The organism is Pontibacter coccineus, from assembly GCF_030546575.1.
GTDB lineage: Bacteria > Bacteroidota > Bacteroidia > Cytophagales > Hymenobacteraceae > Pontibacter > Pontibacter coccineus.
The window spans coordinates 472973-495119 of record NZ_JAUOTN010000002.1; the positions used below are offsets into that span (position 1 = coordinate 472973).

Below are 22147 nucleotides of genomic sequence, written 5' to 3' on the forward strand. Positions count from 1 at the left end.
ATCACAGTAGAAATCGTGCACCAGTTACTATAGAACTAAACCTTAATCACCAATAACAAACCGATACAATGCCTAACAATCAAATCAAAACTTATCAGGAATACGAAGAGGCCTATAAGCGCAGTGTGGAGGACCCGGAAGGATTCTGGTCCGATATAGCGAGCACCTTTACATGGCGAAAAAAATGGAACACCACGCTGGAGTGGAACTTCGAGGAGCCGGACATCAAATGGTTTAAGGGCGGCAGGCTGAACATCACCGAAAACTGCCTGGACCGCCACCTGAAGACCCGCGGCAACAAACTGGCCCTGATCTGGGAGCCAAACGACCCGAAGGAGAGATTTGTGCGCTATACCTACCGCGAACTGCACGAGAAGGTATGCCAGTTCGCCAACGTGCTCAAAAAGAACGGTGCCAAGAAAGGCGACCGCATCTGTATCTACATGCCGATGATCCCGGAATTGGCCTTCGCTGTGTTGGCCTGTGCCCGCATCGGTGCCATCCACTCGGTAGTATTTGCCGGATTCTCTGCCGTGGCGATGGCCGACCGCATCAACGACGCGCAGTGCAGCATGGTATTGACTTCAGACGGTCTTAACCGCGGCGCGAAACAGATTCCGGTGAAGCGTGTAGTAGACGAAGCTTTGGAGCGTTGCTATTCTGTTAAGAAAGTGATTGTGGTGGAGCGTCTGGGTTGGGCCGTGAACATGGTCGAAGGCCGCGATGTGTGGTACCACGACGAAGTGCAGGGCGTGAGCAAAGACTGTCCGGCCGAGGAAATGGACTCTGAAGACATGCTCTTCATCCTGTATACCTCCGGCTCCACGGGCAAGCCCAAAGGCGTGGTGCATACCTGCGGGGGCTATATGGTCTACGCCCAGTACAGCTTCAGCAATGTGTTCCAGGTACAGGAAAACGATATTTACTGGTGCACCGCCGACATCGGCTGGATCACCGGCCATACCTATCTGCTCTACGGTCCGCTCTTGGCAGGCTCTACTTCGCTGATGTTCGAAGGCGTGCCTAGTTACCCGGACATGGGCCGTTTCTGGCAGGTGGTCGATAAGTTTGGCGTGAACATATTCTACACCGCCCCAACTGCGATCCGATCCCTGATGGGCGGTGATATTGACGATGTGTTGTCCTACAGCCTTGACTCGCTTAAAGTACTGGGCTCGGTGGGAGAACCAATCAACGAAGAGGCCTGGCACTGGTACCACACCCACGTGGGCAAGGAACGTTGTCCGCTGGTGGATACCTGGTGGCAGACCGAAACCGGTGGCATCATGATATCCTCAATAGCCAATGTAACGCCCATCAAGCCTGCCCACGCGGCTTACCCGCTGCCTGGCATACAGCCAATACTGGTGGATGCCGAGGGCAAGGAAATAACCGAGAACGAAGTGGAAGGCTACCTCTGCATGAAGTTTCCGTGGCCAGGCATCATCCGTACCACCTACGGCGACCACGAACGCGCCCGCCTGAGCTACTTCTCCACCTACAAAGGCCTGTACTTCACCGGCGACGGTGCCAAGCGTGACAAAGATGGTTTATACCGCATCATTGGCCGCGTGGACGATGTGATCAACGTGTCCGGCCACCGTTTTGGTACGGCTGAGATCGAAGATGCCATCAACCACAACGAACACGTGGTAGAGTCCGCAGTGGTGGGCTATCCGCATGACGTGAAAGGACAGGGCATCTACGCCTTTGTGATATGTAAAGAGGTGCCGGAGCGCGAGGATTACCTGCGTGCCGAGATCATCGAAACGGTAGTGGAGAAGATCGGAAAGATTGCCAAGCCGGACAAGATTCAGATCGTGAGTGGCCTGCCCAAGACCCGCTCCGGTAAGATCATGCGCCGCATCCTGCGCAAAGTGGCCGAGGGCGATACCTCCAATCTGGGCGATACCTCTACCTTGCTCGATCCGGATGTAGTGGACGAAATCAAAGCGGGTGCTTTGTAAGTTTTTTTAATTGATAAGTTTAGTTGAATGCGTAAAGTCCTGCGGCGTTTGTTGCAGGACTTTTGCGTTTAGCAGTAGTGCGTTTACCAGCAGATTGTAATTACCGCAAGGGTAGCATCAGCGCAACTGGTTATGGTGCATCAACCCAGTTTGTAACTGTCTTGGGTAGAGTTTTTAGGTATAGGTGACCCGGTATCTGCGAAAATCCTGTTAATCTTGGGGGTAGGAGCCCTCTTTAAAATCCTGAAAATCCTGATTCAGACAATTGCAATCCTGTCTTCATAACCGTAACTTCAACAGGTATAAGCCCCTGCTATGAAGCCCTCCAACGTCATACAAGAACGCGTTTATGAGTTTCTGAATACCTACCCGCCCTTCAACTTGGTAGACCCGGAAAAGCTGCGGGCTTTGGCCCGGCAGGTGCGGGTGCTATACCTGGAGCCGGAGCAGGTGCTCTTCTCTCAGGGCGATGCGGCGCACGAGCACTTCTACGTCGTGCGGCAGGGCTCTGTCAGGTTGGAGCAGCAGACAGAAAGCGGCAACCCGAAGTTGCTCGATGTGTGCGACGAAGGAGATGTGTTTGGGGTGCGGGCGCTGATCGCCAAAAAGAATTACTCTTCCACAGCTACCGCTGCCGAGGAGTCGCTGGTATACGCTATACCTATCGTGGCTTTCGAACCCATCCTGACGGAGAATCCGCAGGTGGCCCTATACTTCGCGGCAGGGCAGCCGGTGCAGAACCCCACCTTGCGCGATGCGCAAAAAGCACGGATTGGACTGAGCACCATTGCGCCTTCTTCCATACCCCTGCACCTCGAAGACGCCCTGAAGATCGATACGGCTAAAAGCATTGTAGCTTGTCCGCCCGATACGTCCATCCGCCTGGCCGCCCAAATGATGAGCGATAAGGATTCGAGCTTTATGATGGTGGTGGACGCCGAAGGACGACCTTTGGGTATTCTGACCGACACCGACCTGCGGCGTCAGGTAGTGGCGGGGTACGTGGCAATTGATGATCCGGTGAAGGTGATTATGTCGTCTCCGGTGATTACGACGGTGCCCAATCCGCCCATGGCCGATGCGCTCATCCACATGATCCGGAACAAGGTGAAGCACCTGTGCGTGACCACGGACGGCACTGTGAACTCCAAAGCATTGGGTGTGCTGACCGAGCATGACTTGTTGTTGGCGCAGGGCAACAACCCGGCCGTGCTGATCTCTGAGATCCGACAGACCCGCGACATTGCCTCGCTGCCAGGTATACGCGACCGCGCCGAGGAGCTTTTGCTGAAGTACCTCGAACAGGAAGTGAGCATTTCGTTCATCGCCAACATCATTACCGAAATTAATGACGCTATTATTGTACGGGCGCTGCAGCATGCTGAGAAGGAGCTGGGTGAGCCGCCGGTGCACTATTGCTGGCTCTCACTGGGAAGCGAAGGACGTGAAGAGCAGCTCCTGCGTACCGACCAGGACAATGCCCTCGTGTTCGAAGACAAGAACATCGCGCTGGAGAAGGAATATCAGGACTACTTTGTGAAATTAGCTGCTATTGTACGCGACATCATGGTGCAATGCGGCTTCGAGAAGTGTCCCGCCGATATGATGGCCAGCAACCCGAAGTGGTGCCAGCCGCTGCATACCTGGAAACAGTACTTCTACAACTGGATACACGAGCCGACCGAGGAGGCGCTCATGCATACCTCCATTTTCTACGACTACCGCCCCGTGTACGGCGACTTCAGTTTGAGTCGGCAGCTCACAGACTACATCTACGCCAACATCCAGCAGGAGCGCATTTTCCTCCCTTTTCTGGCCAAGCACGCCTTGCAGAGTCCGCCGCCGCTCAGCTTTTTCCGCAACTTTATTGTGGAGCGGGGAGGGGAGCACAAAGACCAGTTCGACATCAAATTGCGCGCTATGACACCATTGGTGGATGCTGCCCGGGTGCTGACGCTCGATAACCGCATCGCCGGGCAGAACAATACCTTTAAACGCTTCGAGAAGCTGGCCGAACTGGAGCCGCAAAATGCCGAGCTCTACCGTGAAGCGGCCATGGCCTACGAGATCATGATGCGCTTCCGGGCATTAAACGGCTTGCGCAACAAAAACTCGGGCCGTTACCTTAATCCTGACCAGCTCAACAAACTGGAGCGGCAAATGCTGCGCAGCACCTTCAAACCCATCAGCGACATACAGGAACTTCTGCAGGTGCGCTTCCAGCTTAACTACCTCGGCTAATGGAGTGGCTGAAAGAGCTCATACATCAGCTGCATCCAGTCGATAAGAATGCCCCGGCTTTCTGGCGCAGGTATAGTGCCTCCTTAAAAGAGCAAGCACCGGGAAACACCCCGCTTGCCGAAGCCGAATTTGTGGTGTTCGATACAGAAACCACTGGCCTGGACCCACGCACCGACAAGGTGCTCTCCATCGGGGCAATCAAAGTGCGTGGTTTGCAGGTGCTCGTGCCGGAAACTTTCGAATGCCTGGTGCAGCAGGAAGGGGCTCCGTCTACCAAAAGCGCTGAGGTGCACGGTTTGCTTTCTAAAGAGCTTGAGTCAGGTATAGCGGAGCAGGAAGCTGTGGAGGAATTTGTCGGTTTTGTCGGAAACGCTGTTCTTGTCGGGCAGCATGTGGCTTTCGACATTGCCATGGTCAACCAGATGCTGAAGCGACAGGGTATAAAAGGCAAACTCCACAACCGCTCCGTCGACACCGCACACCTGGCCATCCGGCTGGAGCGCCGCCACGCCGACAGCCATACCTTGAAAACCAGTGAGTATAGTTTAGACGCCCTTTGCGAAAGGTATAACCTGCCCACCGACGACCGCCACACCGCCTCCGGCGACGCCTTTGCCACCGCCTTGCTATTGCTCAAGCTGCTCTCGCTGGCGAAGAAGCGGGGGATAATGACTGTGGGGGAGTTGGTCAGGTAAAGAATCAATAGAAGCATTAAAGCCGACTCAGTATGGAGAACGATTACAAATATTACTTGGACGTATTCTTTAATCGTATATTGGATTTGAGGCATTCAGCGTCGAGAATCAACACAGTTCTCAAAAGGGATGTTGAACTAGTTACTAGTAAAGATATAAAGTTTATTTCAGGCTCTGCTCTCATAATTAGTGACTGGACAGAGCCTACAGAAAGTGGTTGGGAGATCAATTTTCATACTGGAGTTGCAAAAACAACCATAAAGGAAGACTATGGTGTCGAGGTAAATAGAATCATTTCAAGTGAGTGTTGTTTAGCTTATGCTCAGGCTTTCGAAGCACTAGAAAAGTATTTGAAGGACTGCGTCTACCGCAAAATGAAGGATGATACTTTGCTGGTGGAAATGATTAAGTGTGAAGAAAATATTACAAGAGAAAGGATTCCAGGAGGAGATCAGCTTTTCAAATGGCTTACAAAAGCCTGTGGTGCCAAATTCAAAGAATCTTCACTAAAGAATAATAAGAATATTAAGTTTAAGCAATTCTGGTCTGTGATTTCAGAGGTTCGTCATGCTATAACCCACTCTAGTTCTAAAGTAAGGATAACGAAGATAAAGAAGAGTGATTATCACCTTGCGGTTTTTAAGCATCTTTTCAATTATACCGTTGTAGATGATAAGTTTTATCATGTTGAATTAGATTATAAAAGATTAGACAGGGTAATAAAGTACATAGCAGAGTTTGGATATCAAATTCACAAGTGTTTTAGTTTAAATGAGCCGACAGAGTCTGATAACCTCTCCGTTCAAGAAAACACTCTAAAATCAACCTAATCACTATGAAAACACTCCTACTAAGCCTGTTTCTAAGTCTCGCTCTTGTTTCCGGAGCCAACGCCCAGGAAACGATTCCGCTGAAAGACTACTTCCGGGAACTGAAACAGGTAGATGTGACCGTACAGGGGCAAACGTATAATTTTCTGTTCGACACCGGCGGAGGCCAGACCTTTATTTCGCCCGAGGTGGCCAGGAAACTGGGTCGGACGGTGTATGGCCGTGGCACCGGCTACCGGATGAGAGGAGAGCAATTCAGCTATCAGAAAATGGACTCAGTTGCATTACAGGTAGCCGATGTCTCTTTTCCTGTTGCCACGGTGGGCGTCTGGGACGTTATGAGCGTACTGCCTAAGGAGCTTCCCAAAGTGGATGGGGTGCTCTCCCTCAAAACCTTTCGGGACAAAGTGCTCACCATTGACGTAGCCGCCAATCGGCTGACGCTGGAGACTACAGCCTCACTCAGAAGGCAGCGTAGCAGGCTTACTCCCATAAAAAGCCGGTTTGCGAGCGGACTGGACGGGAGCGAGCTGACTATTCTTCTGGAAGTTCCACGCAAGGGGCACTCCTACTGGTTTCTTTTCGACACAGGCAATATCAGGGAACTGCTCCTGTCGCACCACACGGCCGCAGAGTGGGGGCTGCAGGATGACACCACCTCGCAGCGCATCGCCCTTAACCCCATCGCGATACAGCTAGGCAACCGGAAGTTGGTGAGCCCGGCGGCAGCCGAAAGCATCCTGTACGACGGCGTGCTTAATTATGGGATGATCAGGCAGGGCAGGTTCACGATTGACTTTAAGACCAAAGAGGTATGGATGCACTAATACTGCTGCTTTCTGTGCCTATTGTGTATATTGCCTAATCCCAGCATCGTCTACACCAGTTTAACTAACGATTAAATAACCCTGAACTTATGAAAAAATACCTTCTAGTCTTCGCCCTTGGCGCTTTCCTGATGGCTGGCTGTAACAGCACGCCCGACACCGAGGAAACAACCATCACCAAACCCGAACCTGATACGGCACCCGCCGATACAGCCGGAGCGGAAATAGACAATACCAGAGTAGAAATAGAAGAGGCTGCTGCCGAAGTAGACTCCTTGTTGAACGAAATTTAAGGGATAGCACAGCATGAAAAAGCATATCATCAGAACCATCGGACTGAGCGTTGCGCTTGGCCTGACAATAGCCGTTACAGAATCGGCAGTGGCCCAGCAAGGCAACGGCAACACCAACAAGCAAGCTACTGAATCCAGCGAAGAGCAGGAGGCACGTGAGAAAAACCAGAACGCCAAAGGCAATAAGGATCACCAGAAAAACAACAAGCTTGAGGAAAAGCAGGAGCGAGCCCAGCGCGATCGTGCCCAAGCCCAGGGAAAGCAAGACAAGCAGCCAGCCGATGACGCAGGCAAAGGCAACGCTTACGGCCAGGACAAAGGCGAGATGAGCGGCCGTGAGTTTGGGCAGAACCGAGCGGCAGAAGCCCGTATGACGGGTGAGGAAAGAAAGGCCCGTCTGGTGACGACAGTTGATGAAGGAGACAGCAAGGTCAAAGAAGCAAGAGACCGTATTGCGAAGGCAAAGGACGAACTGGAAAAAAACAGAAAATCCGGAAAGATGTCGGATGCTGAACTAAATGAAAGAAGAGCTGCCATTGAGCGGGCCGAAAACGCAGTACGTGTGCTCGAGGAGCGGGTGAATGCCGGCAGAGCCAGATTACAGCGATAAGATAAACACGCCTATACCTGTTTGGCCTGCAACAGCTGCGCGTTATAAACCCGGCTGTTGCAGGCTTTTTTGTAAAGGAGGCTGATTGTTTTCAAAATGAATTTACCTATACCTTATCTTTGCCCGGAACTAGATTTCAAACAAACTTAACATATGTCCAGAAAAGCTTTTAATGCCGAGGGAGCGGTAGCCGTAGGCCCTTATTCCCATGCAGTAGAATCAGGAGAGCTGGTTTTCCTGTCCGGCCAGACCCCGATTGACTCCAGCACAGGCAAGCTGGTGCAGGGCGATATTGCCGCGCAGACAGAGCAGTGCTTCCAAAACCTGTTTCAGGTGCTCAGCGCCGCTGGCCTAAGCCCTGATGATGTGGTGAAGGTAAACGTCTTCCTGACCGATATGGCCAATTTTGAAGCGATGAACAAGGTATACGCCAGCGAGTTTGCTACGCCATACCCTGCCCGTACAACCATCGGGGTGGCGTCGCTTCCGTTGGGCGCGCAGGTGGAGATAGAGATGATCGCCAAAAGGAAATAGTATGATGGTGGACGAAAAACACAACCCCTGGACCACCCTGTCCAGCAAGGAGATTTACCAGAACCCCTGGATTAAAGTGCGCGAAGACCAGGTGCTCAACCCCAATGGCGGCGAGGGCATCTATGGTGTGGTGAGCATGAAGAACAAGGCCATCGGCATCATCCCTATCGATGACGAGGGTTATACCTACCTGGTGGGGCAGTACCGCTACCCGCTCAACGAGTACAGCTGGGAGATACCCATGGGCGGCGGCCTGATCGAGAACGACATCCTGGCTTCGGCGAAGCGCGAGCTGCAGGAGGAAACCGGTTTTACAGCCGAAAAATGGACCAACATTGCCCGTCTGCATACCTCCAATTCCGTGACAGACGAGGAGGGTTTTGTTTTCCTGGCACAGGAACTAAAGGCCGGCGAAACCGCTTTTGAAGAAACGGAGGTGCTTCATATCCGGCGCGTGGCCTTTGAGGAGGCCGTGCGCATGGTCATGGACAACGAAATTACCGACGCCATCAGCGTGGCAGGTATACTCAAAGCGGCCATTTTGCTGCAGCAGGACAAGTAAGCGGGCAAAGCCCGTTGGCCGGATCGCCCCTGATTGATAACTGGTGGATTATTCTTACATTTGAAGGCATGAAAGCGCTTAAATACCTGTCCCATCGCATTTATACCACCTGGTGTGTCACCTGGTTTATGATGCCTTTTGTGGTCACGTATCCGTTTCAGGCAGTGCTTATACGCAAACAGCGCTGGTACCCGCACGTGCATGGCATCAACCGCTTCTGGTCCTCGTCGGCCTTGCGCATGTTCCTGGCACCGCTGCAGGTGGAGTGGCGCATGCGCTTCGACCGCAGAAAGCAGTATATTTTCACGCCGAACCACAGCTCATACCTCGATATTCCGCTGGTACTGCATGCCATCCCGGGTTTTATTAACTTTGTCGGGAAGAGCTCGCTCACCAAAGTACCGCTCTGGGGCAAGGTATACGAAAAGCTATACATTGCCGTGGACCGCAAAAGCGCCATCAGCAGTGCCAAGAGTTACATTCAGTCGGTGCGTACGCTGGAGCAGGGCCGCAACCTGGTGATCTTTCCGGAAGGCACGATACCGCCCACGGCCGGAGAGGAACTGCTGGCCTTTAAAGACGGTCCTTTCCGTCTGGCGATCGAGAAACAGTTGCCGGTGGTGCCGGTGACCATGCCCTATAACCACAAGTTTCTGCCCGACCTGGACGGCAAGCTGAAAGTGCGCTGGCATCCGCTCAAGATCATCATGCACGAGCCGATCGAAACCAAAGGCATGACGCTGCAGGACCTGCCAGCCCTGAAAGAGCAAGTATTTAATATCATTCAAGAAGAACTTAAGAAACATAACACAATCGATGTCAACCGATATACAAACCATTAGAAAGATTGCGCACCTGGCTAGGCTGGAGTTTAACGAGGAGAAAGAGCAGGAGATGCTGCAGGACCTGAACAAGATCCTGAATTGGGTGGACCAGCTCCGTGAACTCGACACCGAAAGCGTGGAGCCCCTCATTCACATGTCAGAAGAAGTCAACGTGATGCGCGAAGACCTGGCACAGAACACCGTATCGCACGACGAAGCGCTGAAAAACGCACCAAAGAAAGACTCCGATTATTTCAGAGTGCCGAAAGTGCTCGAATAGTCTGTCGGCTTGTCTATGAACAAAATCAAGTTTTGGAACAGTTGGGATGCGGACACCAGGTATCCCTTTCTGTTTTTGCTGATCGTGGCTGCGCTGGCGCTCATGCTGGGGGTATACCATTACTTCACCGGCGAGAGCAGTTTCCTGGCCTGGGATAAGCTGCCTGAGTTGCAGGTGGTGCAGGTGCCGGTACACGAGTTTTCGCGGCTGCTGGAGTCCTTTACCCTGTATGCCGACGGCTACCTGCTCACGGAACAGTATGATGTGGCGATGCCCGTCCTGAATAAAATCGCTGCAGTGGGTCTGATGCTGTTACTGGCTCTCTGCCTGGCTTTCTATACCGCGGCGATCACCACCATGAAGCGCATCCCTTACTTTGCAGGTATGCTGCTGCTCATGATGCTGCTGGCCTCTTTTAACCTGGATCTGCTTGGCGTGATCGGCAACAGTACCGGACAGGCCACATTGCTGGTGTCGATCGTGCTTTTTGCCTTAGCCAGCTATGCTTTTCAAGCGTTTTACCAGCAGGTTTCCTTTACTGTGCGGGTCATGGTGATGATTGCGCTGGTCAGTTTGCTGGGGGCCTTTATTTACACGGAGTCCGACTTCACGCCGTTACTGACCACCTTGCACCTGGCCAATTACAGCTCGTTGGCGCTCATCGTGGCTTCCCTGCTTTTTATGATCTGGGTGGGCTACGAAAACATCAATGCCCTTCTTTGGATCAACACACAGGCCGCTAAGCCAGAGCGTCGTTTCAGCGTATGGCAGTTTGTGCTGGTCAGTGTGCTATACCTGGTGAACCTGGTGCTGCTATACCTGCGCCACGTCGGCTACTTAAAAGGAGACTTTTTTTACATCAATGCCTTCGTTATCCTGCTGTTCTCGGCGATAGCCGGGTTTTGGGGCATGCGCCAGCGCGAAGCCCTGTACGGCAGACTTTTCCCCTTTAAGCCTACCGGCGCCATCATCTACCTGGTGTTTGCCACCATCACTTTCCTGAGCATCGGCTACGCCTATGCCACCGCCAACGATTCCGCTATTTCCGTCTTCCACAACCTGATCGTCTACACGCACCTGGCCTTCGGGACCTTCTTTTTTGTGTATGTGATGGTGAATTTTGGGGGGCTGATCCAACAGCGGCTGGCCGTTTACAAAGTCGTATACCAACCCAAGCGGCTGCCCGTGTATACTATTTACACGATGGGAGCCATTCTGTTGGCCATCCTGGTGATGCGCACTCAGTTCAGGGTCTATTTCAATGCCTATGCCGGCTACTACAGCTACCTCGGCGACCTGTACCAGGGGTCTGAAAATGATATACTGGCAGAGCGTTTCTACCAAGAGAGCGATCTCTTTGACTCGCATAACACGAAGGCCAGCTTCAGCTTGTCGGCTATGTACCGTGCCCAGAACGAGCGTAACAAGGAGATTTTAACGCTGCAGGAAGCACTGGAGCGGAGCCCGAACCCGAAGCTCTATATCCGATTGGCCAACCTGTATGATCGCAAGCAGTACTTTTTCGAAAAGCTGTATGTGCTGCAGCAGGGGGCAGAGGCCTTTCCGAAAAATGGAGAGATCTACAACAACCTGGCGCTACTATACGCACAGACCAGCGTGCACGACAGCGTAGCCTACTACTTTGATCTTGCCCAGCAGTACGCGGAAAACCAGGATGTGGTGCGCAGCAACCGCATGGCCTATTACACCCGCCAGGCCATGCCGGAAGAGGCCAAGGAGCTGCTAACTGAAATCCGCTCTGCCAAATACAAGCCGCTGCGCAGCAACATGGCGGCCCTTAACCAGTTGCTGGGTCGTGCTTCCGATATCAAAGAGGACGATTTTGTGCCGGACTCGCTGGAGCAGGTGGAGGACCTGACCCTATTCTACAACAAAACCATTTCCAGTGTAAACAAAGGCGATACATCGCTGTTGAAACCCATTAACCGCTACCTGGCCTCACAGGAAAACAGGCTCTTTATGGAGGACCTGCTATACCTGAAAGGGCTGGTGCACCACTACGACGGCAGGCCGAAGGAGGCGCGCAGCGTGGTGGAGAACCTGGCACTGGCTGCGGGAGAGCGCAGTGGCTACTACTACAATGCCCTGGGGCACTGGATGATGGAAGAGGAAAACTACGGCATCGCCGCCCATTATTTCAAAGAGGCCAAAGACAGGGGCTTTACGCAGGCTTTCCTGTCGCATGCCTACGCACTGGCCCTCAACCACCAGTCTGATGAGGCGGTGGTGGCGCTGGGCGATGTAGCCTTTACAGAGTTGGAGTCGGCGGTTACGGTGGCGCAGTCGCTGGAGGAGGTGCTGGAGCAGGCCCCGTCCACCATTATTACAAAAGCCCCGGACCGTGACAAGGTACAGTACCTGATCGCCTACCTGCCTGACCTGCTGCCTGCAGATGTGGAACGCATTGTGAAGAGTGTGCAGGAAAAGGACCTTCGTCGGGAGGCGCTGGTGGCCAAGGTAGACTACTACATGGGAAAACGGCAGTGGAAGCTGGCCAACGAAGCCATAAAAGAGGCAGCTACTGAACTGCAGCCGGAAGGTGAACTTCGCTCTAAGCTCAACCTGCAGCAAATGCGCCTGTGGCTCAACACCAAGAACCAGGAGGTGCTGGTGAAGCGGATGGACAACCTATACCTGACGCCGAAGGACAAGCGGCACAAACTGTACTTCCGGGCGAGAATAGCTGAAATCAAAGGCCGTGACCGCGAAGCCGCCGAACGCTACAGCCAGGCACTGAAGATGCTGCTGTTCGATGAAAATGTGGTAGCGGATGCCGCCGCTTTCTATGCCCGGTATAGCCCGGGCGAGATGCAGGCTTATGACATCCTGCTGGACGGGATCACCTATAATCCATACTCTATTAAACTGTACAAAGCCTATGCGCTTGAGAGCCTAAACAGGGGACTTGTCAATTACGCAGACGAGGCGCTTGTTTCGCTGCAGAGCTTGCTTCCTGCTTCGGAATATAGTACTTTTAAAGAGAAATTTGATAAACAGCGCCGTGCTAAAGAGGCAGAGGCGGACCAATGGCAACTCTAAAACAGGTTCTATGAGCACCATCATCGAGACACACGATATTTCGAAGGTATACCGCATGGGTAGCGAAACGATTCATGCACTTAAGTCTGTGTCTATCCGGATCGAGCGGGGAGAGTATGTGGCGTTTATGGGGCCATCCGGTTCCGGAAAGTCAACGCTCATGAACATCATCGGATGCCTGGACACACCCTCCGGAGGACAGTACGTGCTCAACGGGAACGATGTGAGCAACATGACCGACAACGAGCTGGCGGAGGTGCGCAACAAGGAGATCGGTTTTGTGTTCCAGACCTTTAACCTGCTGCCGCGCCAGAGTTCACTCGAAAACGTAGCCCTGCCCCTGATCTATGCCGGGTATAACAAATCGACGCGTGAGGAAAAGGCGCAGAAAGCGCTGGAGAGTGTAGGCCTGGGTAACCGTGGCAAGCATAAACCAAACGAACTGTCGGGTGGTCAGCGCCAGCGTGTGGCCATTGCCCGCGCGCTGATCAACAACCCCAGCATCATCCTGGCCGACGAACCCACCGGTAACCTCGATACCAAAACCTCTTACGAGATCATGGAGCTGTTCGAGAACCTGCACGCCAAAGGCAACACCATCATCATGGTGACGCACGAAGAGGACATCGCCAAGTACGCTCACCGCATTGTGCGCCTCCGCGACGGATTAGTGGAAACAGACGAGATGAACCAGGATGTTACTTCGCATGCGAACATGAACGCAGCGCACTAGCTCATGAAAATATACACCAAGACAGGCGACAAAGGCACAACTTCCCTGATAGGCGGTACCCGTGTTGCCAAATCCCACCTACGCATAGAAGCCTACGGCACCGTAGACGAACTAAACTCCTACATCGGGCTGGTACGAGACCAGGAAGTGAACAAGAGCCGGGCTGAGATCCTGAAAGAGATACAGGACCGCCTCTTCACCATCGGCTCCACGCTGGCCACCGACCCCGACAAGAACACCAAAATGGTGACTCCGGATCTCCATCCCGAGGATGTTACCCTGCTGGAGCAGGAAATTGACAAGATGACAGCTGAAGTGCCTCCATTGCGCTCATTTGTGCTTCCGGGCGGTCATCAGTCGGTTTCATTCGGGCATTTGGCCCGCTGCGTTTGCCGCCGCGCCGAGCGTCTGGCCATCCGCCTCCAGGAAGAATCACCGGTAGACGATCTGGTGATCGTGTACCTCAACCGCCTGTCCGATTATCTGTTCGCTCTTTGCCGGAAAATGACGTATGAGTTACAGGCTGAGGAAATCGCCTGGAAGCCGCGTGTCTGATTGCATTGTTCAACTAATAATTCCCTTTATTTATGTCAGTTGATACCCTAACTATACCTGCTGAGACGGTTACGCAGAGCCGCATCGCTGAGGTAGACTTTAATAATATTGAGTTCGGGAAAATATTTGCCGACCACATGCTGGTAGCCGATTACAAGGATGGCGCCTGGCAGAATCCTGAAATCGTGCCTTACGGCAACATGTCGCTTAGCCCGGCCACCTCGGCCATCCACTACGGTCAGGCCATCTTCGAGGGTATGAAAGCCTACAGAAACGCTGAAGGTGACATCCAGCTGTTCAGGCCGTTGGCTAACTTCAAGCGACTGAACATCTCGGGCGAGCGCATGTGCATACCTGAGCTGCCAGAGGAGATCTTCATGCAGGGCTTGGAGCAGCTGCTCCGGCTGGATGCTGCCTGGGTACCGCCAACACCGGGTTGCGCCCTCTACATTCGGCCCTTCATCTTCGCGACCGACGATTTTATCGGGGTGCGTCCATCTTCAACTTACCGCTTCGTCGTGTTCAGCTGCCCGGTGGGCGCCTATTATGGCCAGCCGCTGCGTGTTGCCATTGAGCCGAACTATGTGCGCTCTGCCGAAGGCGGAGCCGGTTTTGCCAAGGCAGCCGGCAACTACGGCGCGGCGCTATTCCCTGCCCGCAAAATGCAGGAGCGTGGCTACCACCAATTGATCTGGACTGACGCGCGCGAACACAAGTATATCGAAGAGTCGGGCACCATGAACGTGATGTTCGTGATCGATGGCAAACTGGTAACGCCTGCCGTAAGCACCACCATCCTGGCGGGCATTACCCGCGACAGCGTGCTGCAGATCGCCCGCGACAAAGGTATACCGGTAGAGGAACGAAAAGTGGCCGTAAGCGAGATTGTGGAAGCACACAAGGCCGGCAAACTGCAGGAAGCATTCGGTACAGGTACAGCCGCTACCATCGCTCAGATCGCCACCATCCATTACAATGGCGAAGACATGGATTTGCCGGCACCGGAAGGTCGTGAGATTTCCAACAGCATCGCGGCGGAACTGGATCGTATCAAGACCGGTCAGGCACCCGATGCGCATAACTGGATCTATAAGATCAGCTTATAAAGATAAAGTATGAGTGAATGCTGGATTGGAAGCGTATAGGGCTTGCGATCCAGCATTTTAGCGTTTAATAAATAACAGAAAGCATGACTTCAGAACAAATGAAGGAATTAAAGGCTCGCGTTGCAGCCTTGAGGAGGTATCTTTGACTACGATGCCAAGAAAGAACAGATAGCGGAAACCGAGAAACAGACCCTGGCGCCTGACTTTTGGGATGAACCAAAGGAAGCCGAGAAAGTACTCAAAGAGGTTAAATTGCTGAAGGTATGGACAGACCACTACGAAGAGGTAGAAAAGTCCTTGTCTGACCTGGAAGTGCTCTTTGATTTCCACAAGGAAGGTGATGTGTCGGAAGAAGACATAAAAGCGGAGGCGAAAAAGACAGAGCAGGCCATCGAGGGATTGGAGTTCAAGCGCATGCTCAGTGGTGAAGAAGACCAGTTGAGTGCCATCCTGGAGATCAATCCGGGAGCGGGGGGCACTGAAAGCCAGGACTGGGCCGAAATGCTGATGCGCATGTACATCATGTGGGCCGAGTCGCACAAATTTGGCGTGAGGCAGGTCAACTACAACCCCGGCGACGGTGCAGGTATAAAATCAGCCACCCTGGAGATCACCGGCGACTTTGCCTACGGCTACCTTAAATCGGAGATCGGGGTTCACCGTCTTGTGCGTATCTCTCCCTTTGACTCTGGCGGCCGCCGTCATACCTCATTTGCCTCTGTGTTTGCCTACCCGGTGGTGGACGACACCATTCACATCGAGGTAAACCCAAGCGACATTGAGTGGGACACTTTCCGGTCGGGTGGAGCCGGGGGGCAGAACGTGAACAAAGTGGAGACGGCCGTGCGCCTGAAACACAAACCAACCGGTATCGTGATCGAATGCCAGATTGAGCGCTCCCAGCTGATGAACAAGGAACACGCCCTGCGCATGCTCAGGTCCCGTCTCTACCAGATCGAGATGGAGAAGCGCAACGAAGAGCGCGACCGTATTGAGAGCACCAAGAAACGTATTGACTTCGGCTCACAGATCCGCAATTACGTGCTGCACCCTTACAAACTCGTGAAAGACATCCGGACGGGCGTAGAGCGGTCGGATGTGCAGAATGTGCTCGACGGCGACCTGGATGAATATATCAAAGCTTTCCTGATGCAGGCTTAGAGCTAAGGTATAGACAGTAAAAAAGGCTTCCTGAAGAGGGAGCCTTTTTTGTGCTATGAGAGATCGGTCAGCCTAACCGGTTACGATTACCCGTACCTCCATGGCGCGATGCTCGGTGCCATCCGACAGAGTAACCCTGAAGAAAAAGCGGATCACATCATTTACCTGGAGATCTGTCAGTTCAGCGTCCATCAGCGGGGCGGGAAGCGGGTTGGCAGGTATAGTAAATGTCACCACGTTACCCGGCCCGAGGGCTTGGCTTGGCAGGTTAGGGGCCGTATTTCTGGTAATCACTGCATCCGGAGCCCGGGCAGCAAGACCAGCCGGCGTAGTGGCCGTGGGCAATGTAGGGCTAAGGTTAGGAGCGGTAGCAGCACCGTTACGGAATCTTTGCGCCGCGGCCACTACAGAAGTGATCTGCTTGCCCTCGGGTACCCTGATCTCTATCGATATATTGCCATTCGCTATCGCATTCTGATAAATCAGGAAGGCGTTCTCATCGAGCAGTGGCTGATTGTTGGGACCTACAGACTGGGGGAAGGTAATGGCAGCCTCAGGCACCGGGTCTGTATTAGTAAGGCCATCAAACTCATCTTTTTCACAACTGATCAGTGTCAAGCACAGCGTAACTAGGGCCGTGTACTTAACTGTTAAATTCTGGATCTTCATTTTTAAATCGCTTTAAAGTCAAATACACTATTCACCCATCCACCAAACCGGTACCAGTAAGCCCTCAGGATAATCCTGCAGCGGTACGTTCTCTGCGTTACCCTGTATTTCGCCCAGTGCATAAGGCCAGCGGACAGGGATTCTGGTGACGCCTACCTGTGGGTTCTGGGCAAGTTCGAGTTGTGGGTATCCGGTGCGCCGGTAATCATTATAGGCCTCGTAGGCATTTCCGACCGAAGAGGCCCATTTATCCCTGATGAGAATGTTCAGCTTGGCCCCCGTGGAGCCGGCTGCCTCAAAGGCCGCCACCCGCCTGTCGATGTAGGCAGCAGCATCCGCTTCGAAATTGGCCGGTAAACTGGCAGCAGTCACAAAACTCCTGATATCGTCGAACTGTGCCTGGAGCGCCTGTCTGAAATACTGGGCCGGCTCGCCGGGAGTGCCCAGCGTAAGGGCAGCCTCGGCAAGCCAGAAGTTCACCATCGTCAAGGTAATAAGGCGTATAGGGGCAGCGCCGCCATTCGAAATGGTGCCGTCGGCATTCTGTGTGCCGTTACCCACCACATACACTCCCCAGCGGGACCTGTTTGGGCTTGTGAAGGGTACAGATGTAAAAGCACCGTTGTCATAAGTGACGTAATTTCCATTGGTTCGGGTGAAGAACACAGGCAGCCTTGGGTCGTTGAGAGCCGTAAGCGAGTCGTAGAAGCGCTGGCTCAGGATCATGTCGTTGATGCGCGTCTGGTGCTGGTACATGTAGATCGGATTGAAAGAGCCTGATGAGGCAAAGAAGTTGATATTGAAGTTCTCTGCGTTGGAAGAGATCAGGTTCCCTTCGTTTACCAGCTGCGTAATGGCGCTTGCCGAGTTCGGGTTCGTCTTGCGGCTTTGCAGGTATAGCTTCAGCTTGATCGAGTTGGCGGCCTTGCGCCATCTGTCAAGGTTGCCACCGTATACCTGATCCCCGAGCGAGGCGGCTGTCACCGTCGTCTCGTCCAGGTCGGCGAGCCCCTCATCCAGCAACTGCGCGACCCCGGCGTATACCTGTTCCTGCGGATCGTAGACCGGTTTGGGGAATTCCTCGATGTTCAATGCCTGCGAGAAAGGTATATCACCCCACAGGTCTGTCGCCATCAGGTATACATAGGCCTGTTGGATACGGGCTATACCTGCGTAATGGAAGTTTCCCTCTTCACGCCCCTGTTGCACGATCTGCTCCAGATCATCCAGCAGCGTGGCATAGATCGTGTTCCATTCGTTGTTCTCCGGCGAAACGTTGTACCGGTCGTAGGGGTCCGTCTGCGTGCCTGTGCCGGCCATTTGCTGCATCCAGAGCGAAGTGATGATCTGGGCGGTGTTTCCCGCAAAGAATCCCGTACCTATCTGCGCTCCCGGGAGCAGGCTCTGCACCGAGGCGTTCGGCAGGTTGTTCGGGCTCACGTTCACATCCAGGTAATCGTCGCAGGAGCTGGCGATTGCCAACATAAATGCCAACACCACACCTTTTGTTATAGTTATCTTTTTCATATGCTTTGGTGTCTAGATTTAGAATGTGAAACGGAGGTTTACACCGTAGTTTCTAACAGATGGAGGAGAGTTAAACTCAAAGCCCCTGGTGTTGCCGCCGAGTTGGTTCGACTCCGGGTCGGCATGTGGCAGGTTGGGCGCATAGAAGAAGAGATTACGGCCGGAGACGGAAATGCTGGCGGCCCCAAACGGGGTGCGCTCCAGTATCTCGGCAGGCAGTTCGTATCCCAGGCTTACTTCCCGCACCCTGAACACCGATGCGTCAAACACTGCAAATTCGTTCGCGGCGTTCAAAGCCACCCAGTACTCCTGAGCTGAGATCTGGGTTGTATTTGGCCGGCTGGTGCCATCTGCGTTCAGGACCACACCCTCAAACAGATAGGGTCGCTCTCTGTCCACCTGCTCTTCTAGCGTACCGCGCAAACGAGAAATCTGCGTCTGGCGGGAGTAGAAGTCGCCACCGTGCACATATTGCAGGAGCACGTTCAGGTTAAATCCTTTAAAGCTGAAGGTATTGCCCAGGCTACCCCACCAGTCGGCGTTTGGGTCCGCAATGATGCGTGGGTTTTGGTCCACCACGGGCACGCCCGTATTGGGGTTAATGATGAAGCGGCCCTGCTCGTCGCGCAGGAAAGCGGAGGACTGGATCACGCCGAAAGGCTGGCCAGGGATCAGCACCGGGCTAAGACCTGTGAAGGCACCGGTTCCGGCACCAGTCAGCAACGTGAACTGGTTGAGTCCGGGTGCCAGCGATACAACTTTAGACTGTATGTCTGTGAAGTTTACGTTAACATCCCAGCGGAAGCCGCCCTCAAAGGTAAACGGGGTACCGGTGGCCGTTATCTCCCAGCCTTTATTCTGGATCTCACCGGCGTTTTGGGTAAAGGTGGTGAAGCCTGTTGAACCCGGCACGTCCACGTTAAAGATCTGGTCGGTGGTTTTGTTGAAGAAGTAGTTTATATCGAACGAGGCTCTTCCATCAAACAGGCCCAACTCAACCCCGGCTTCGTAGGAGGTGGTGAACTCAGGGTTCAGTTCCAGGTTGCCCCGTCTGTTGCTTCGCGTTACCGCAGCCACCGTGCCATTGAACGGGAAGGAAAGGCCTGCCACGTTATTACCGAAGGCCTGGTTGATAAACACCGTGTTGGTCAGGTATATGCCTGCGTCGTTACCAACACGGGCGTAGCTGGCCCGCAGTTTACCATAGCTGAGAATGGGGTTGGCGATGTCGAAAGCATCCGTGAACACGAAACCCACGCTGGCGGCGGGATAGAAGTAGCTGTTGTTGTCGAGCGCGAGGGTTGATGACCAGTCATTACGACCCTGTAACTCCAGGAACAGCCAGTTCCTGTACGACAGGCCGAGCTGTGAATAAACGCCCACTAACCGACGCTGTGTCTCGGTGTTCGTCGGGAAGATGTTGGTATTGGTGTGGTTGATCAGGTTGTAGAATTCCGGAGTGATCAGGTCTTCCGCTCTGATGTTCCTGTTGTCGGTGTTAATGGTGTTGATCTGGTTACCCACCAGGAATCGCAGATTGATATCCTCGTTGAGGTCTTTGGTGTAGACCCCGAATATATCCTGGTTAAACTGACGGTAGAAGATGTCGTCGTAGATCTGGGAGCCCCGTCGGTTGAGGGCCGTATTTCCGTTCGAGTTGATCGAACCAAAGGCAATTGCCTCGCGGCGTCGGTCCGAGTACTGGTCCAGACCAATGCGGTAGGTAAAGGTCAGGTCCTGAAAGAACTGAGGCTTCCAGTTAACGGTGGCACTGGTGATGGTTCTGTTCACCTCGCTTTCATAGAAGTTCTCGTTCACGCTCCAGCGCGGGTTATCGCGGGCGAGCTGTGTGAACAGAGTGGGGGCTTGCTGGCCGGGGCCTATTTTATATGGCACATTGTTGATGTCGAAGCTTCTGGGTGTAAAAGGAAGCGTGAACCAGGGGCTGGTGCCAGAGTTTCCCTGCAAAGAACCTTCCTGCTCCGTATTCGCATAGATAATGGAGGCGTCGAGCGAGATACCGTATGAAAGCTCCGCTGTACCGGCAGCGCGCAGCGAGAAGCGGTCGAGGCCACTGTTGGGGATGATACCGGACTGGTTGGTGCTGTTGGCGCTGAAGATATACCTGGTGTTAGCACCAGCACCAGCCAGCTGCAAACCATTGTCAAAGATGGTGCCTGTCTCAAAAAAGTCTTTCACGTTATCCGGGAATGCTTTGTACTCCAGTGTCTCCTGCGGGTTGCCGGGAACGTTGGGTACGGTGGTTATACCTGGCGTGCCAAACCTTGGCCCCCAGCTATCAGTCACGTTCGGGCTATAGCGGAAGTTAGTACCCTGCCCGTAGTCATTCTGGTACTCGGGCAAGCCATACACGTTCTGCAAATTGAACGAGGAGGTTACCGTCACCTCAAATTTCTTGTTGGCATCACCGGCCATCCCTTTCTTGGTGGTGATGATGATGGCACCGTTCGCCGCTCTGGACCCGTAGAGTGCCGCAGCAGCAGGGCCCTTTAGCACAGTCATCGATTCGATATCATTCGGGTTGATGTCAAGGCCACGGTTAGAGTAGGCGGCACCACCCACGGTGGGGGCGGAGGTGAAGTTGGTAGAGTTATCGATCGGGATACCGTCGACCACAAACAGCGGCTGATTGTTGCCGGTCGCGGAAGAAATACCCCTGATAAACACCTGCGTGCCGGCACCCGGCAGACCGCTCGAGGAGATGATCTCCACACCTGCGACCTTGCCCTGCAGGGCGTTTACGACGTTTGGCTCGGAGCGCTGCGACAACTGATCACCCTCTACGTTCTGCACGGCGTAACCCAATGATCGCTCGGTGCGCTCTATACCTACAGCCGTCACCACCACTTCCTGCAACTGGCGGGTGTCTACGCTCAAGGCTACGTTGATGGTTGATTCGCTGCCAATTTCACGTGTGACGGTGGTGTAGCCAATAAAACGGAAAGCAAGCGTGTTAGAGCCTGCCGGCACATTGATGGAATATTCGCCGTTGGCTCCTGTAGCGGTGCCAACGCTGGTGCCCTGCACCAGTACGGCAACACCGGGCAGACCTTGCCCCGTTTCCTGATCTGTTACGGTACCCGTAACCGTTCTAGTCTGGGCCATCCCCTGCTGAAAAAGGGCAAACACCAAAATAAAACTCAGTAGTAGTAGTTTGTTCATGTTCCCAAAAATTTTGGTTTCACAAAGTGTATAGAATCAGTTCGGAAAAGTGCCGCGAGGTGGGGCACCTGCTGGTGAGGTAACAAGCGCTTTTTAGAAGTTGACCCTATGGAATCAAATCAAAAGGCTAGGTATTAAGCATTTTCGGTATCTATAGTTTAATGCCAAAGTTCTATTTAGTAATCATAACATTATACGTGTCAAATTTCAATTAGAACTTGATTAATAGTATTTTAACTAAAAAAATATATTATTATATCAAGTTGCGATTATTTATATATTTATATTTTAAGTATGTGAGTGAAGGTTCGATCTGTTGCGGTAGGAGAGAAAAGTTAAAGACAATGAGTGGTAATGCTGATAGCAGTAGAGTAGGAGATTGACTGTGATTTTTATTTACGACTGACATGCAGTACCCAAGTGATCTGGGAAATAAATCGCTGGTCGGCGTGACTCAGTTTGAGGGGCAGCATAGGCTAATCCGAGGATC

At 53.1% G+C, this 22147-nt stretch carries 19 protein-coding genes; 16 read left to right on the top strand and 3 right to left on the bottom strand.

Annotated elements, in window-relative coordinates; all coding sequences use genetic code 11:
* Nucleotides 1–68: 68 nt before the first annotated feature.
* From acs to prfB, 16 genes are all read left to right on the top strand, one after another.
* Nucleotides 69–1967 carry an acetate--CoA ligase gene (gene acs, locus Q4E40_RS06050; protein ID WP_303410694.1) on the top strand — a complete coding sequence of 633 codons (1899 nt, stop codon included), beginning with the start codon at nt 69–71 and terminating at the stop codon, nt 1965–1967.
* Nucleotides 1968–2282: 315 nt separating this feature from the next.
* The gene (locus Q4E40_RS06055; protein ID WP_303410695.1) at nt 2283–4208 is read left to right on the top strand and encodes a DUF294 nucleotidyltransferase-like domain-containing protein; all 1926 of its coding nucleotides are present in this window, start codon (nt 2283–2285) and stop codon (nt 4206–4208) included.
* Nucleotides 4208–4903, top strand: coding sequence for a 3'-5' exonuclease (locus Q4E40_RS06060; protein ID WP_303410696.1), 696 nt, complete (start codon nt 4208–4210; stop codon nt 4901–4903). Before Q4E40_RS06055 ends, Q4E40_RS06060 begins: the two co-directional genes overlap by 1 nt.
* A gap of 32 nt (nt 4904–4935) precedes the next feature.
* Complete coding sequence (locus tag Q4E40_RS06065) at nt 4936–5733, top strand: hypothetical protein (protein ID WP_303410698.1); 798 nt, start codon at nt 4936–4938, stop codon at nt 5731–5733.
* Nucleotides 5734–5738: 5 nt separating this feature from the next.
* Nucleotides 5739–6560, top strand: coding sequence for a retropepsin-like aspartic protease (locus Q4E40_RS06070; RefSeq protein ID WP_303410700.1), 822 nt, complete (start codon nt 5739–5741; stop codon nt 6558–6560).
* An 89-nt stretch (nt 6561–6649) separates the two neighbouring features.
* Entirely contained in the window at nt 6650–6853 is a 204-nt protein-coding gene (locus Q4E40_RS06075) for a hypothetical protein (protein WP_303410702.1), read from the top strand.
* A 13-nt stretch (nt 6854–6866) separates the two neighbouring features.
* Complete coding sequence (locus tag Q4E40_RS06080) at nt 6867–7463, top strand: hypothetical protein (protein WP_303410703.1); 597 nt, start codon at nt 6867–6869, stop codon at nt 7461–7463.
* 153 nt (nt 7464–7616) lie between these two features.
* Entirely contained in the window at nt 7617–7997 is a 381-nt protein-coding gene (locus tag Q4E40_RS06085) for a RidA family protein (RefSeq protein WP_303410705.1), read from the top strand.
* 4 nt (nt 7998–8001) lie between these two features.
* Nucleotides 8002–8559 (top strand): NUDIX domain-containing protein, encoded by a 558-nt coding sequence (locus Q4E40_RS06090; RefSeq protein WP_425475171.1) that lies wholly within the window; start codon nt 8002–8004, stop codon nt 8557–8559.
* 68 nt (nt 8560–8627) lie between these two features.
* The gene (locus Q4E40_RS06095; RefSeq protein ID WP_303410708.1) at nt 8628–9401 is read left to right on the top strand and encodes a lysophospholipid acyltransferase family protein; all 774 of its coding nucleotides are present in this window, start codon (nt 8628–8630) and stop codon (nt 9399–9401) included.
* Nucleotides 9376–9663: an Asp-tRNA(Asn)/Glu-tRNA(Gln) amidotransferase subunit GatC gene (gatC, locus tag Q4E40_RS06100; protein WP_303410709.1), complete on the top strand. Its 288-nt coding sequence runs from the start codon at nt 9376–9378 to the stop codon at nt 9661–9663. The genes Q4E40_RS06095 and gatC overlap by 26 nt, the downstream gene beginning before the upstream one ends.
* A gap of 15 nt (nt 9664–9678) precedes the next feature.
* Complete coding sequence (locus tag Q4E40_RS06105; RefSeq protein WP_303410710.1) at nt 9679–12723, top strand: tetratricopeptide repeat protein; 3045 nt, start codon at nt 9679–9681, stop codon at nt 12721–12723.
* Between the two features lie 10 nt (nt 12724–12733).
* A complete protein-coding gene (locus Q4E40_RS06110) occupies nt 12734–13456 on the top strand; it encodes an ABC transporter ATP-binding protein (protein ID WP_303410712.1) in 723 nt (240 codons plus the stop codon).
* 3 nt (nt 13457–13459) lie between these two features.
* The gene (locus Q4E40_RS06115) at nt 13460–14011 is read left to right on the top strand and encodes a cob(I)yrinic acid a,c-diamide adenosyltransferase (RefSeq protein ID WP_303410727.1); all 552 of its coding nucleotides are present in this window, start codon (nt 13460–13462) and stop codon (nt 14009–14011) included.
* Between the two features lie 32 nt (nt 14012–14043).
* Nucleotides 14044–15117, top strand: coding sequence for a branched-chain amino acid aminotransferase (locus Q4E40_RS06120; protein ID WP_303410730.1), 1074 nt, complete (start codon nt 14044–14046; stop codon nt 15115–15117).
* Nucleotides 15118–15200: 83 nt separating this feature from the next.
* Nucleotides 15201–16278 (top strand): peptide chain release factor 2 gene (gene prfB / locus Q4E40_RS06125; protein WP_303410732.1). Its coding sequence is split into 2 segments (ribosomal slippage): nt 15201–15260 and nt 15262–16278, totalling 1077 coding nucleotides; the frame shifts between segments, so codons are not numbered across the junction.
* Nucleotides 16279–16350: 72 nt separating this feature from the next.
* On the opposite strand, the gene Q4E40_RS06130 is transcribed toward prfB, so the two are convergent.
* From Q4E40_RS06130 to Q4E40_RS06140, 3 genes are read right to left on the bottom strand one after another with little or no spacing between them, the layout of a single operon-like run.
* Complete coding sequence (locus Q4E40_RS06130; protein ID WP_303410734.1) at nt 16351–16947, bottom strand: hypothetical protein; 597 nt, start codon at nt 16945–16947, stop codon at nt 16351–16353.
* A 27-nt stretch (nt 16948–16974) separates the two neighbouring features.
* Nucleotides 16975–18474 (bottom strand): SusD/RagB family nutrient-binding outer membrane lipoprotein, encoded by a 1500-nt coding sequence (locus Q4E40_RS06135; RefSeq protein ID WP_303410736.1) that lies wholly within the window; start codon nt 18472–18474, stop codon nt 16975–16977.
* Between the two features lie 18 nt (nt 18475–18492).
* Nucleotides 18493–21657, bottom strand: a complete 3165-nt coding sequence (locus Q4E40_RS06140; protein ID WP_303410738.1) for a SusC/RagA family TonB-linked outer membrane protein — start codon at nt 21655–21657, stop codon at nt 18493–18495.
* Nucleotides 21658–22147: the final 490 nt, after the last annotated feature.